The following is a 13,726-nucleotide window of genomic DNA, read 5'->3' as shown; positions in this document are numbered from 1 at the left end:
AGCGTCAGATTGTAGAAATTGGAGTGCTTGTGTCGCCATCACGAGACGACCGGTCCGCGGACGTGCTCAGGTCAGCCGCCCTTTTCGACCTCGCTGCGGTAGGGTCCGTTGCTCATAGTGGACGGTGTGGGCGGCACTAGTGACGGTGACAGAGACGATTGTCGAGGAGCAGGTCGTGAAATCGCGCCATCGTGTAAAGAGCTATGGCGAGGTCTTCACTCCGCGTCACATGGTCAACCTAATGCTCGACTTGGTTCCGGAGGAGTTGGAGACCGGTCGCGATTTCGTCGACAAGACCTTCCTTGAGCCTGCAGCAGGCGATGGGAACTTTTTGGTCGCGATTCTGCGCCGCAAACTCCGCGCGATCGAGAAGCAGTATCCGGCCCACGAGTGGCCGGAGGAGTCGTTGTTCGCTCTGGCTTCGATCTACGGCATCGAGCTGCTGGAAGACAACCATCAGGACGCAAAGGCAATCATGCTCGCCGAGTTCCTGGGCTTTCACCAAACCCACGGCACTTCTTGCGGTCCGAACACTGACCTGCGCCGGGCGGCCGTGTTTCTCATCGAGAACAACATCATCCGCGGCAACACCCTGACTGGCCAGAACGCCAAGGGGCAGCCCATCCAGTTCTCGTGGTGGCACCGGATTGAGGGAGCCTCCCGACTGGTGCAGCGTGAGCCGTTTACACTCGCCTCATTGCGAGGTGACGGCAGCTTCGACTTCACCGTCTACGACAGCTATGAGGTGTGCAGGATCGACAAGGTCCACAAAAAAGGGGGAGCTCATGCCTAGTCCGAAGATAAGCACTTTCCGCGAAATCATCCCGCTGATCTACTCATGGATGACGCCGGACATCCCAAAGTACGACGGCTGGGAGAAGATCGGGTATACGGAGCAGGAGACCGCTGATGCCCGTATTGCACAGCAGGCATCCCAGTTGTCCGTCGAGAAGAAGAAGCTGTGGTCGCGCCGAGCTTTGTTCCAGTCTGAAGCCGGGGGGCGCTTTACGGACAAGGACTTTCACGCATACCTCCACCAGCAAGGCGTCGAGCGAGAGACCCAGCCCAAGCGCACGGAATGGCATCACTTTGCAGTCGCGCCGAAGGGATCACTAGAGTACTTCAACGACTTCGCCGGCCAGGACTTCCCCTGTGTATCTACGACCGACGTGGAGGACGACTACGTCCTGCGTCCCGAGCAGCAGGCGGCTGTTGACCAAGCAGTGGCTGCTTTCCAGTCGGGGCGGGGCGAGGTGCTCTGGAACGCTAAGCCACGGTTTGGCAAAACGCTGGCGACATACGACCTGATGCGGACTCTGGACGTCCGGAGGGTCCTAATTGTCACCAACCGTCCCACGATCGCCAACTCCTGGTTCGACGACTTTACCCGCTTCATCCGTCACCAGACGACGTTCAACTTCGTTTCGGAGTCGCCGTCCCTGTCCAGCCGCGTGCCCATGACTCGCGAACAGTGGCGGGTCTTTTCGCTCAACCATCAGGATGATGACGCGCGCATCGTGGAGTTCCTGTCGCTGCAGGACCTCAAGGGGTCACAGTACTTTGGCGGCTCATATGACAAGCTCAAGCACGTTACAAGGTGCGATTGGGATCTGCTGGTGATTGACGAGGCCCACGAGGGCATCGAAACCACCAAGACAGATATCGCCTTTGAGCAAATCAAACGCAAGTCGACACTGCATCTTTCGGGCACGCCGTTCAAAGCATTAGCTGGCGGCAAATTCGACCAGGACCAAATCTTCAACTGGACCTATGAGGACGAGCAGGCCGCCCGCCAGGAATGGGAGGACAACGGGCAGGAGAACCCCTACGCGGCGCTGCCAACGCTCAACTTGCTGACGTACCAGATCTCTCGGATGATCACGGACCGTCTGGCCGAAGGTGTTGCCATCGACGAGGACGCAGAGAATATCGACTACACCTTCGACCTTAACGAGTTCTTCGCGACAAAAGAGAACGGATTCTTTCAACACGAGCATGAGGTCGTGAAGTTCATCGACTGCCTCGCGGCCAACGAGAAGTACCCGTTCTCCACGCCTGAGCTGCGCGATGAGATCCGCCACTCCTTCTGGCTGCTCAACCGCGTTGCTTCGGCCAAGGCCCTGGAGAAGCTTCTCAAGAAGCACCCTGTTTTCAAGGACTACACCATCATCCTGGCAGCAGGCGACGGACGCTCGGACGAATCCGACCCGGTCGCAGCGGGCAGGTCACTCCAAAAAGTGCGGGCGGCTATCGCTGAGACGGAGAAATCGGGCGGAAAGACCATCACTCTTTCTGTCGGACAGCTAACCACAGGTGTCACAGTGCCGGAGTGGAGCGCAGTGATTATGTTGTCGAACTTGTCCTCGCCGGCCCAGTACATGCAGGCGGCGTTCAGGGCACAGAACCCCTGTACGTTCGAGCGCGGCGGGAAAGTCTTCCAGAAGCAGAATGCATACATTTTCGACTTCGCACCAGAGCGTACGCTAACGATCTTCGACGCTTTCGCCAACAACCTGCACCCGTCCCCCCCGGGAGACCAGCGGGTGCGACAGGAGAACATCCGCCGGCTGCTGAACTTCTTCCCGGTCCTAGGTGAAGATGCTGAGGGTCGGATGATCGAGCTCGATGCCGCTCAGGTCCTGACATTTCCGCAGGTATTCAAGGCTCGTGAGGTCGTGCGCCGCGGCTTCCTGTCGAATCTGCTGTTCGCGAACGTCGCCGGCATCTTCAGGTACTCTGAGCATTTTAAAGAGATCCTCGACAAGCTGCCCACCGCAAGGCAGGGGAGAGTCACTAACGGGCAGCCGATTGATATCCCGGAACCGCCGCTCACCACGGACCACGACGGTAACGTCCAGGTCGACGTGGAGACCGTCATCAACCCGAAGGTCGCCGAACTCGGCAAACCCATCTACAGCCTGGAAGACATTCCTACTCCCAAGCCCGACGCGCCGGCGTCTAAGGCGGCTACAGAGATCGCCAAGGCGGTGACCCACCAAACCCGTTCCAAGCGCGAAGAGCTAGCCACGGCTTATGGGCTCACCTACACGCAGGTCCAGCGTGACGTCATGCGCACCGAGCAGGCCGTGAAGGACCAGATCGAGCGCGCGTACACAGAGCACAACATCGCAACCAAGCATCTCGAGGACGAGCTGAAGAGCGCAGCGACGGAGGCCGAGGCGCAGGCCGTCCAGGTCAAGAGGGCCCAGCAGGATGAGACCTTGAGGGCAAACATCCTGAACATCGTCGACAAAACCATGGACGAGATCGTACCCGAGGTCGTCACCCGCGAAGAGACAAAAACGGAGCAGAAGCGCGCAGACCAGACAATGGACGATGCGCGTTCCCACCTGCGCGGGTTCGCCCGCACAATACCTATGTTCCTCATGGCATATGGGAACCGCGGCATCCAGCTGTCGAACTTCGACGATTACACGCCCGAGGAGGTGTTCGAGGAGATTACGGGAATCAGCGAAGCCGAGTTCCGTCTACTACGTGACGGCCAGGAGGTCGTAGAGGAGAACGGTGCCGTCACAAAGATCCCGGGCCTTTTCGACGAGACGGTCTTCGATCAGGCCATCCAGGAGTTCCTGGATAAAAAAGAGTTGCTAGCGGATTACTTTGACGATTCACAAACTGAGAACATTTTCGCTTACATCCCGCAGCAGAACACGTCCTTGGTGTTCACTCCCCAACCTGTCGTGAAGACGATGGTTGACACCCTTGAGGCTGAGAACCCGGGGATCTTCACAGATCCGGACGTGACTTTCGTCGATCCGTTCTCAACCGCCGGTTTGTTCCTGATGGAGCTCGTTCGCCGCCTTAACATCGGCCTTAGTCCGGTGATTCCCGACCAGAACGACAGGCTCAAGCACGTTCTGACTACACAGGTCTTCGAGATGAGTCACAATGAAATCCTTCACCGCATCACGGTCGAGGCTGTCTCAGGTGGTGTGCCCGAGCGCAAGGAGTGGATTGAAGGCTCCGGCCACTTCCGGATTGGAAATCTTGCCCGAATGAACGCGGTGGAACGGCAGAAAATGGTCGACGAGATGCTGACGGAAGGCAACTGACATGAGCAAGAAGTTCGATGTCGTCATCGGTAACCCGCCCTACCAGGAAGAGGCTCAGGGAGCCGGTACCCGTGACACCCCTGTCTACCACTTGTTCATGGACGCAGCTTACGCCGTTGGGAAGAAGGCAGTGCTTATCACCCCGGCGAGGTTCCTTTTCAACGCAGGATTCACGCCCAAGGCATGGAACGAGAAGATGCTCGCGGACCCGCATCTGACCGTCCCGCACTACGTTCCAAATAGCGACGAGCTCTTTCCCGGCACTGACATCAAGGGCGGGATTGCGGTTACATACTGGGACGAGGATCACGACGGCGAGCCGATAGTCACCTTCACCAGCTATCCTGAGCTGAACACCATTCTGCACAAGGTTCTGGCTAAGCACGGTCCCTCGATTGAGAAGATTGTGTCGAGTGGCCGTGCTTATGCCTATACCCAGGCTATGCACGATGAGAACTCTGAGGCTTCCGGGAAGATGTCGAGCGACGCGCAGTTTCGGGTCAGCACCAACGCCTTTGACCAGCTGCCGTTCCTTTACCACTCCGAATCCCCTCACGGAAGCCAGGAGTATGTCCGCGTGTACGGCCTCGCTGGGCGTGCTCGTGCATATCGCTGGATCCGCAGCGAGTATCTCACCGGGCCGAAGAGCTTCGGAGCGTACAAAGTCGTACTCCCAGCCGCGAACGGCTCTGGAACCTTGGGTGAGGTGCTGTCGACCCCGGTTGTCATCGGACCGCAAGTGGCCGTGACTCAAACCTTCATCACGATCGGATGCTTTGACGACGAAGCAACCGCTGACGCTTGCCTCAAATACGTCAGGTCCAAGTTCGCCCGAGCACTTCTCGGCATCCTTAAGATCACCCAGCACAACCCGGCAAAGGTCTGGAAGTACGTCCCGCTGCAGGACTTCACGCCGGGATCAGACATCGACTGGAGCAAATCAATCCCTGAGATTGATCAGCAGTTGTACGTTAAGTACGGTCTGGACGCCGATGAGATCGCCTTTATCGAGACCCAAGTGAAGCCGATGGAATGACCCGCCGAGCTAAAACGGCGGAGCCGGTGACGGTAAGCCGGTTATGATCCAGGCGGCGGTCGGCCTCTGCGCGGACTGCCCTCGCGCCACCCCGGCAGGACTTTATCGAGCCGCGACTTCTTCTCCGGTGTCAGCTTGCCCTTGTTGTAGTTGATGCGCTGGCTGTGCAGCCAAACCCCCGAGAGTGCCTTCGAGCGGATCGTCAGTCTTCTGGTGCCGCGGCAATCACCATTCGACTTACGAAATGCTCCTCCATTCGCGCTAGCTAGCCTACGGACACGTCGCCTGGCATGGGCCGGCAGGTAAACGCGAGGTGAGAGACCTAATCGTGGGGACCCGCCGGTAGGGGCGTGGTTCGTGGACGGGAAGGTGGCGCGGCTTGCGCTTAGCTGCCCTCGGGGCGGACGGCCGCAGCGGTGGACAAGGTTTCCCAGCGCTTCTGAGCCCCTTGCCGGGTGATCCCGAATGCTCGTCCGATCTTGTCCCATGAAACGCCCGCCGCCCTGGCGGACGCAACGGCGTCGTCGAGCTGGGCTTCAAGATCCTTCAGGCTCCGGCTTAGGGTGCTGATGGTGTGCAGCGACAGGTCCGGGGCGACATGCCGGTGCCAGACGTCCAGGAACAGCGGCTCCAGGTCCTCTCGGTCGCCTATGTCAGCAGCGTCGGCGCTGGCCGGCGGTCCGGCGTAGATGTGCCCCGCGGCGACGTCCTCGTCGGAAGGGTCCCAAACCCGCGTCCACAATGGATCCAGGATGACGTGTTCCCGGAACGGAACGCAGCTGCAGGCGACCCGCCAGCCGACCACCTGCGACGGCGGCCGCCATGCGTCACTGTCCGGCTCATTCTCACGTGCGGCCGGCCGGCCGTCGGGCGTCATCAGGTTTATCTCCATATACCTGCCACCGGACCCGTACATGCCGTCGGCGAAGACGCAGACCACGTAGCCCTCGTGCTCGCTGCCCTCGGTGAACCAGCCCATCGTGCTTCCCTTCATCGGCCGCCAGTTGCTAAAGTGACAGTATGAGGGCTAGCAACTCCTGTTGACAAGCCGCGGAGCTATAGCAACCTTAGTTGACATAATATCCGTTATCGGCGTTCGAAGCGCGGGGAGTAGAAGTAGCTGGAAGGACTCCCGTCCTGCCGCGAATCGTACGTTCCGCAGGCCCTAAATCCGGGCAGTTGGGGCCGTCCACGGCCTGCCGCAACTCGCCGAACCTCAGTGGACCCCCGCTGAGGGCGATGACGATCATGGCGGTCCACTTGTTTGCGATTCTCGCCAAGGACGTCCGCGAGGGGCAGGTCGCCACCATGACGTTCCAGGCCGGCACATCCATGAATGCAACTCCTTGGTTCCGTTGAGGTAACAGGTTACCAACTGTAACCATGGGCTGGTAAGCAACCGAAGGAGAACCAGATGACTGACCAGACACCAGCGGCCGTGACCGCTTCGTACTTTGATGCACTTGACCGGGGTGACGTGCCCGCGGCAATGGCACTGCTAAGCCCTGACGTCGTTTGGCATCAGCCAGGTTCCAATCGTTTTTCAGGTGATCATTCCGGAATCGATGGCGTGGGTTCATTGCTCGGCGGCATGATGGAGACCAGTCAGGGCACATTCCAGCTCACCGTTACCGGACCGGCGATGGTCAATGGCGAGTTCGTTGCCGTTCCAGTCCACTTCTCCGGCAAACGAACGGACGTGTCGATGGACATGTCCGGCATAGATCTCCTCACGATCCGCGATGGAAAAATCGTCGAAGTGCGATTGTTCTCCGCCGACGGCGCAGCAGAGGACGCATTCTGGGGACCCGTGTAGGTCAACTCACGGAGAGCGGGCAAGTGACGCAGCAGGCATCGCATCACGTTACGTGCTGTCGTGCCGGCGGGGTATGCGAGGAAATTGAGGTCCGTTGTGCGCACGGCCGTTGGGGACCCCGGTCCTGGCCTTCCGGCGTCAAAGGTTGTGGCGGGCCCGGGTCGCTGCACGACCGGCGAGCGGCTGTGGCGTGGGGCAGTCTCGGCGGTCCAGGACGACGAGGAAAGCGTCATACACAGACCTCCTTGGCGCGGAATGTCAGCTAAATCTGAACTGACCGCAGCTATTAGCGGATCAGAGTCGCCACCAGTTCCGGCCGCGTGATCAACAAGCACGGGTTTCCCCCGGGGGCCGAGGCACGTTGACGGAACACCAATGTGGGTGTTTGAGAGCCCGGTGGGAGAGGCGCGCGGATAAGCCGGTGGGCGCTGGCGTTTGGCAACGCCAGCGCCCACTGAAGGCCGGGTCGTGTAGAGGAAGTCGCTCTCAGACCGTTAGTTCGTCAGTGCTTGTGTCGGAGTTGTGGGCTTCAAGTGTTGGCTCCCCCTTGAGTGTTGTTAGGGCCAGTACTCCGGCGATGACGAGAATAGCGGCGGCGACTAGCAAGGCTGTACTGTATCCCGCTGTGAGAGCTGCCCCGTGGCTTACGCCGGCGTGTTCTTGCGGCGCTGAGATGGTTGCGGCGACGGCGGCCAGCACGGCCAGACCGAGGGCGACGCCAATCTGCTGGGCTGAGTTGAGCAGTGCCGAGGCGATCCCTGCCTTGTCCTGGTCGACGTGGTAGACGGCGGCCTGTGTGAGCGCGATGACGCCCAAGCCGAATCCGAGGGCGAGCACGAACATGGCTGGCGCCAAGTGCAGCCAGTAGCTGGCGTCCTCGGTGATGGCGGAAAACCAGAGCGCCGCGACGGCGCTGAGGAGTGCCCCCGCTGCAGCGACGAGACGCGGTGCTATCTTCAGCAGAAGCTTCGGGGCGCTACCGGCGCCCAGTATGAGTCCGGCAGCGAACGGCAGCCAGGCGGCACCGGTCTGGAGCGGGCTGAATTGCTGGACCTGCTGGAGGTAGAGGGTGATGACGTAGAAGGTGCCCATCGGGCCGATGGCCAGCAGCAGCATTGTGCCGTAGGCGCCGGCACGGTTGCGGTCCTTGAAGAGGCTTAGGGGCACCAGGGGGTTTTTGCTGCGCGACTGGGTGAGCGTGAACACCAGGAGTAGGACGGCGGAAGCGCCGAAGATTACCAGCGCTGCCGGGTCAGTGAATCCGGCGTCGCCGAAACGTGTGATCGCGTACACGAGCGCGACCATTCCGCCGGTGCCCAGAACTGCGCCGAGGATGCCGAGCTGTCCCTGATGACCGCCGGTGGCCGGGAGGGTGCGGCTGCCCAGGAGAACGAGCAGACCGATGGGGATGTTGATGAAGAACACCCAGCGCCAGCCGAGGGTGTCGGTCAGGACGCCGCCAAGGAGCAGGCCTATGACGATGCCGAGGGCGGACATTGCTCCGTAGAGGGACAAGGCCCTGTCCCGCATCTTGCGGTCAGGGAACGTGGTCGAGATCAGCGCCAGGGCGTTAGGGGCTGCCATGGCTGCGCCCAAACCTTGGGTGGCCCTGGCGATGATGAGCATTTCTGTGTTCTGCCCGAGCCCTCCGGCCAACGAGGCTACTGCGAAGATTGCGATGCCGAGCTGCAGGGTGCGACGCCGGCCCCACAGGTCGCCGATGCGCCCGCCCAGCAGGAGCAGTGAGCCGAACGCCAGGATATAGGCGTTCACGACCCACGGCAGGTGAAGGGCTTCCACGCCCAGTTCCCGCTGGATGCTGGGGAGCGCGATGTTCACAATCGAGTCGTCCAGCACCAGCATTAGCTGCGTAGTTGCGATGACCAGCAGAGGTATTAACCCGCCGTGCAATCCTGTTTTGGCTTTCACATCGTCTCCTGCGTTCCGCTGGGTCCTGCCCCAGTTGCCACTACTGGGCGTATACCCCCTAGGGGTATGACCCACTTAACTTTATACCCCTAGGGGGTACCCGCGTCAACTGCGGCAGGCGTTAGTCCCAGGGGTCCATAGAGGATGCTGGGACGGTGGGTAAGCGGTGGTAAGCGGCCTTGCCGTGGTGTCCGGCCCAGCCCCTACCGGACGCCCTTGACGCGGAAGATGGGGGTTGCGCCGAGGAGTGTTGATGCGCCCGCGACGATGAACAGCACGGAGTAGTCGCCTCCTCCCATGACCAAGATGAGGGGGGCGATGGCAGGGGCGATCGATTGCGGCAGTGCACTGGCGATGTTGAAGACTCCGAGATCCTTGGCGGCGGTGTTTGGATCAGGAAGCACATCGGTGACCAGTGCCAGATCAACGGCGAAGTAAATACCGATGCCGATACCGGTGATGGCCATGGCGACCAGGAAGGCTGTCATTTCCGAGGAACTGGCAACGACGAACAGGCCGATGCCGTAGACGGCAGCCGAGACGAGGGCGAAGACTTTGCGACGCCCGCTGGCAAGCACAGAAGTTCGCTGGCTTCAGCCTCACGCTGACGGACCTTGGCGGCGTCCGGGCTCCGGGTGGGGGCCAACAATCTGGCCACCGGAAGCGCGGCAGGGCAATAGCCCGTCCCGCCTGCCAACACATAACTAACGACCCTTGGCCGCGATGCAGTTGGCTTAGACTCGGTTTGACAGAGGAGAACAGTATTGGCCAGTCCCATCGAACCAATTACCAGAGACCGAGTGAGCCAGCTGGTCTATGACGACCTTAAAATGCGCATAGTTGCCGGCGAGTTTGACGTAGATCAACGCCTACCGTCGGAAGGTACCCTAGCGCGTAACTTTGGGGTGAGCCGGTCGTCCGTCCGTGTGGCATTGCAGCGACTGCAAATGCTGGGCCTTGTGGAGATTCGGGTTGGAGAGGGGTCGTTCGTGCGGGAGCGCACCTTCAACAACCTAATGAGCGAGGTGAGTGCGCTGGTCGCCGAGGACGCGATGATCCCGTATGTGCGTGAGCTGCGACAGACGATCGAAATTGCTGCGACGCGCTTAGCGTTGAACCGTGCGAGCGACGAAGAGCTCTCAAGCTTTGTCAAACAGGCCCGAGAGTTGGGCGAAACCGCTCGTCTCGATAATGGGGAAGAGTATATCGAAGCGGACTATCGATTCCACCTCACGCTCTGCTCGCTAAGCCAAAACCGTCTCTTCGAGCTTGTTTACGCCAGTATCCGTGACCTGTTCCGGCTCGATATCGTAAGGAATCTGGAGAAGTCGAGGACGCTGCATCCCAGCCCGTTCGTCGCGGGCGCAGAGCGACATATTGCTCTTGCGGTGGCCTTGGCGTCGCGTGATGATGAAAAGGCCATGCGACTCATCGAGGACATTGTGGATTTGCGTGTAAATGAGGAACAGCCCCCTCGTCTTTCAGACTGAGGAGGCTGTTCCTTCTGGTTTTCAGCACGCGCGGCGGCATCCGCCAAGCTGCGCCCTCTAGGGATCGTCTAGAGCTCTCGCCTCGTCTGTGCAGACAATCCCGGAAAGTGATTGAGATCAGACGGTCGCCATTTGCCCCGGGGTAAGAGCAATGACTCGTTCGCCGATGCCTTTATCGGCCGCAAGCTTTTTCATGCTCTCGGCGGTTTGACTGAAATGTTCCCATGAGTCCGCGTGGACCGGGAGGATCGTCGCATTTTCGAGAATCTCAGCAGCAGCGACAGCCATTTCGTCGCTGAAGGCGAGGTAGACACCGTCGAAGACCTCGAACGACGGTCCACCAGCAAAGAGCAGGGCGACAGCAATGTCGGGGAATTTTGTGGCCACCTCATGAACGGGTTCAATAGACGCATTGTCTCCCGAAATATAGATCGTTCGATCGCCAGGAGAACTGATCACGAATCCGATAACCGGTCCAAGCGCGTCCCTAAGATGTTCGGGTCCGTGAATAGCGGGCACGGCCGTGATGCTCACATCGCGGCCGTTGGGTGACTTCACAGTGCGTGTCTCCCACTCAGATAGTCCGTGAGCTCCGGGGATGGTCCGGGCGACGTGCTCAGTTGTGAAGGTGGCGGAGACCGAAGACGCTAGTTCGCGGCCCGAGGAATCCAGATGATCATGATGATCGTGCGTCACCAAGACCACGTCGACGTCCCCGAGCTCGTCCGGTGTGAATGCGGGTGGTGTGTTTCGCACTATCGTGACCGGCGCGCCAACCACTTCGGGTCCGTATGACGCTGGCGGATCGAAAGTAGGATCCACGAGGATTCTGAGCCCTCCGTAATCGATGATGGCAGTAGGGCCACCCACGAGTGTGACATTTATAGGAGCTGTCTGGTTAACCTTTGTCATTCATTTCTCCAATTGCAAGCGCAAAACATTTTTCGGTTGGGGTTTGTACGGTTGGCGTTGTTGCGGTTGAGTCATGACGCCCTCCAGGCGTGTAGGGCGTCACGCCACCCCTTATGGCAACGCCAAGGGGATCGTCACTAGTCAGCCGTGAAGACGGTCCCTCGGGTTTCTCTACCAAGCACCCAGATGGTGATTGCCGTGATGGCGTACATGGAGCCAGCGAAGAATACGGCGGCCTGTACACCAAAACCGCTCATCAGGAACCCGAGCAGGATCGGACCTGCAATAGCGCCCAATCTGCCGATGGAGTTTGCATATCCAACGCCAGTACTGCGGAGGCTTGTCGGCCACAGTTCCGAGGTATAGGTATTGCTTACCTGTCCGAGGGCGTACGCGAACAGGTTGAACAGCATGCCGAAAATGACCATGAACACGACAGATCCCAGGAGGCTGCCGTAGGCCAATGCGACAACGAAGGTTAAAAGGGCGGTGAGGATCGCAACGGGCTTACGACCGTATTTTTTCAGCAGCCATGGCACAAGGAATGCGCCGAAGACGCCGCCGAGCGTCATGATGGTGGAGTAGCCGATCGAGTTTTGGATCGAGATGCCCTGTTGAACGAAGACCATACTGAACCACGTTTGCAGACCGTACATCGCCAAGAGCATCGCCGGCCATTGGAGTGTGAGCATGAGGGTCGTCCGCCAATGTTCCTTGCTGAACATCCGCTGAAGGGGCACTTTCTCGGTTCTCGTTGTCGACGCCAATGCGTCGAGGAGCCCCGGTTCAAAGACCGGCAAACGGTCCACCTGTGGGAGTGAGTGACCGGTGGAAGTTTCGATTTTCCGCTCCAGCATTGTCATGACGATGTCAGCATCTTTATGACGTCCCTTCGCCTCGAGCCAGACCGGGGACTCAGGTACGAACTTCCAGATCAGGATCGCGGTTAGCGCTGGCACGGACTCAAGGACTGACACTCCCCGCCAACCGATCACCGGAATCAGCAGGTAGCAGATCAAGCCAGCCGCCGACATACCTAGCGGGAACAGCGCCAGCATCGAGATAAGATAGCGTGCGCGGAGGCGTGACGGGACTAACTCGGCGAGGAGTGTGATTGTGGCCGGTAATTGGAGTCCGATCCCAAGCCCGATTGCGATTCGCACGACAATGAGCCACTCGAGCGAACCCACTAGGGCCTGCCATACTCCCGCCACACCCCAGATGATCACGGCGCCAATGATGACGCTTTTGCGGCCGAAGCGATCGGCAATGATGCCTGACAGCAACGTGCCAAGTAGCACTCCGACGTTGCTCATGGTCCCGAGTGCGCCGAGTGCCTCGAAGCGGAGGTTAAATTCCCCGGCGAAAACGGGCAAGAAGTAATTGATCGTACCGCTATCGACTGCCTCGAAAAAGAACGCGAAACCCAAGACGGCGGTGATGCCGGCTAGGACTTTACCTGACGGCAATCGCTCAATACGCGGCCCGGCCGAGGCCTGGAGTTCTGTTGTTTTCATGCGAGGACCGAACCTTTGCGATCGAAGACGCCACAAACTTCGCCGTAGGCAGGCATTTCCAGCCCTAACTTACGCCCCATGAGGTACGGGTCCTGAAACATCGTGTGCCATTCAACCTGGTGGCCGGCGAGATAGTCGTACATGAGCGATGTGCGGTAGTCGTCCGGCACAGTTGGGAGCACCTGCAGCATGTCCGCCACGGCGTCGAACTCGGGTGGGAACGGGTGCCCGGAGGCTTCACCAAGAGCAATGAGCTCCTTGCATAGCGCGATCATGAACTCAGTCTTCGCCGGATCTTTTTTGATTTCACCAAGCGTTGCGTTGAAAAAGACCATGGCACCTGAGATAGCAGAGACGCGGCAGAACTTCATGAGAGCGGCTTGAAGCATGTCTTCACTGATGTCCGCGGTGCAGCCGCATTCAATGAGGTCTTTCTTGATCTTCTCGGCGAGTTCAAATACGGACTGGCCTCCGCGTGGACCTAGTACGATGCGGAAAAAGTCGAGTTTATGCTTGCACTTGCCGGGTGCGACTAGTTCGCACGCGACATACGCCTCGCCTTGAGCTAGGATCGGCTTTGCCTTCAATCCGGCCTCAATATGCGCGCCGATATCGAGCGCGTTAATGATCGGCAGCACAACTGTGGATTCCGTGCAGATTCTGTCGAGCAGCGGATAGATCGAGTCAATTGCATAGGCCTTTACCGCGAGGATCACAACGTCGGGCTGCTCGTGATAGTCGTCTTCGGTGACCGCTTTAACTGGCACGAGGAAGCGTTCGTCCTCTGGCGCGTAATGGAGCTCGAGCCCGCCCTGTTCGTGGATCGCCGCGAGGTGGGCGCCCCGGGTGATGAGTGTGACGTCTTTGCCTGCCTTGGTCATGTAGGCGGAGAGCACGGAGCCGATGGCTCCGCCTCCGACAATTAGGTATTTCATGTGCGCTTATCTCCTTTG

Annotated in this window: 11 protein-coding genes; 5 read left to right on the top strand and 6 right to left on the bottom strand. The window is 59.5% G+C overall.

What is annotated here, in order from left to right; all coding sequences use genetic code 11:
• The first annotated feature begins 139 nt into the window (after positions 1-139).
• The 3 genes from ACZ9J7_RS00370 to ACZ9J7_RS00360 are packed head-to-tail and all read left to right on the top strand — an operon-like array spanning position 140 to position 5,109.
• The gene (locus tag ACZ9J7_RS00370) at positions 140-793 is read left to right on the top strand and encodes an N-6 DNA methylase (protein ID WP_476206124.1); all 654 of its coding nucleotides are present in this window, start codon (positions 140-142) and stop codon (positions 791-793) included.
• Positions 786-4,073: a DEAD/DEAH box helicase gene (locus tag ACZ9J7_RS00365; RefSeq protein ID WP_476206122.1), complete on the top strand. Its 3,288-nt coding sequence runs from the start codon at positions 786-788 to the stop codon at positions 4,071-4,073. The genes ACZ9J7_RS00370 and ACZ9J7_RS00365 overlap by 8 nt, the downstream gene beginning before the upstream one ends.
• Before the next feature lies 1 nt (position 4,074).
• Positions 4,075-5,109: an Eco57I restriction-modification methylase domain-containing protein gene (locus tag ACZ9J7_RS00360; RefSeq protein ID WP_476206120.1), complete on the top strand. Its 1,035-nt coding sequence runs from the start codon at positions 4,075-4,077 to the stop codon at positions 5,107-5,109.
• A 385-nt stretch (positions 5,110-5,494) separates the two neighbouring features.
• On the opposite strand, the gene ACZ9J7_RS00355 is transcribed toward ACZ9J7_RS00360, so the two are convergent.
• Positions 5,495-6,103, bottom strand: a complete 609-nt coding sequence (locus tag ACZ9J7_RS00355; RefSeq protein ID WP_476206118.1) for a hypothetical protein — start codon at positions 6,101-6,103, stop codon at positions 5,495-5,497.
• A gap of 420 nt (positions 6,104-6,523) precedes the next feature.
• Here ACZ9J7_RS00355 and ACZ9J7_RS00350 point away from each other — a divergent pair, with 420 nt between their 5' ends.
• Positions 6,524-6,925 (top strand): nuclear transport factor 2 family protein, encoded by a 402-nt coding sequence (locus ACZ9J7_RS00350; protein ID WP_476206116.1) that lies wholly within the window; start codon positions 6,524-6,526, stop codon positions 6,923-6,925.
• Positions 6,926-7,411: 486 nt separating this feature from the next.
• Here ACZ9J7_RS00350 and ACZ9J7_RS00345 read toward each other — a convergent pair whose 3' ends face one another.
• A complete protein-coding gene (locus ACZ9J7_RS00345) occupies positions 7,412-8,854 on the bottom strand; it encodes an MFS transporter (protein WP_476206114.1) in 1,443 nt (480 codons plus the stop codon).
• 203 nt (positions 8,855-9,057) lie between these two features.
• Positions 9,058-9,432, bottom strand: coding sequence for an MFS transporter (locus tag ACZ9J7_RS00340; RefSeq protein WP_476206113.1), 375 nt, complete (start codon positions 9,430-9,432; stop codon positions 9,058-9,060).
• Positions 9,433-9,654: 222 nt separating this feature from the next.
• Here ACZ9J7_RS00340 and ACZ9J7_RS00335 point away from each other — a divergent pair, with 222 nt between their 5' ends.
• A complete protein-coding gene (locus ACZ9J7_RS00335) occupies positions 9,655-10,344 on the top strand; it encodes a FadR/GntR family transcriptional regulator (RefSeq protein ID WP_476206111.1) in 690 nt (229 codons plus the stop codon).
• 117 nt (positions 10,345-10,461) lie between these two features.
• Here ACZ9J7_RS00335 and ACZ9J7_RS00330 read toward each other — a convergent pair whose 3' ends face one another.
• From ACZ9J7_RS00330 to ACZ9J7_RS00320, 3 genes are all read right to left on the bottom strand, one after another.
• Positions 10,462-11,256, bottom strand: coding sequence for an MBL fold metallo-hydrolase (locus ACZ9J7_RS00330; RefSeq protein WP_476206110.1), 795 nt, complete (start codon positions 11,254-11,256; stop codon positions 10,462-10,464).
• A 137-nt stretch (positions 11,257-11,393) separates the two neighbouring features.
• On the bottom strand, positions 11,394-12,773 hold the full coding sequence (locus tag ACZ9J7_RS00325) for an MFS transporter (RefSeq protein ID WP_476206108.1): 1,380 nt from the start codon (positions 12,771-12,773) through the stop codon (positions 11,394-11,396).
• The gene (locus tag ACZ9J7_RS00320) at positions 12,770-13,708 is read right to left on the bottom strand and encodes a ketopantoate reductase family protein (protein ID WP_476206106.1); all 939 of its coding nucleotides are present in this window, start codon (positions 13,706-13,708) and stop codon (positions 12,770-12,772) included. The genes ACZ9J7_RS00325 and ACZ9J7_RS00320 overlap by 4 nt, the downstream gene beginning before the upstream one ends.
• Between the last annotated feature and the right edge of the window lie 18 nt (positions 13,709-13,726).

This window comes from Pseudarthrobacter sp. TE9888 (assembly GCF_056279345.1).
The sequence above is the reverse complement of the archived record's forward strand: the minus strand, read 5'-3'. Positions and strand labels throughout refer to the sequence as shown.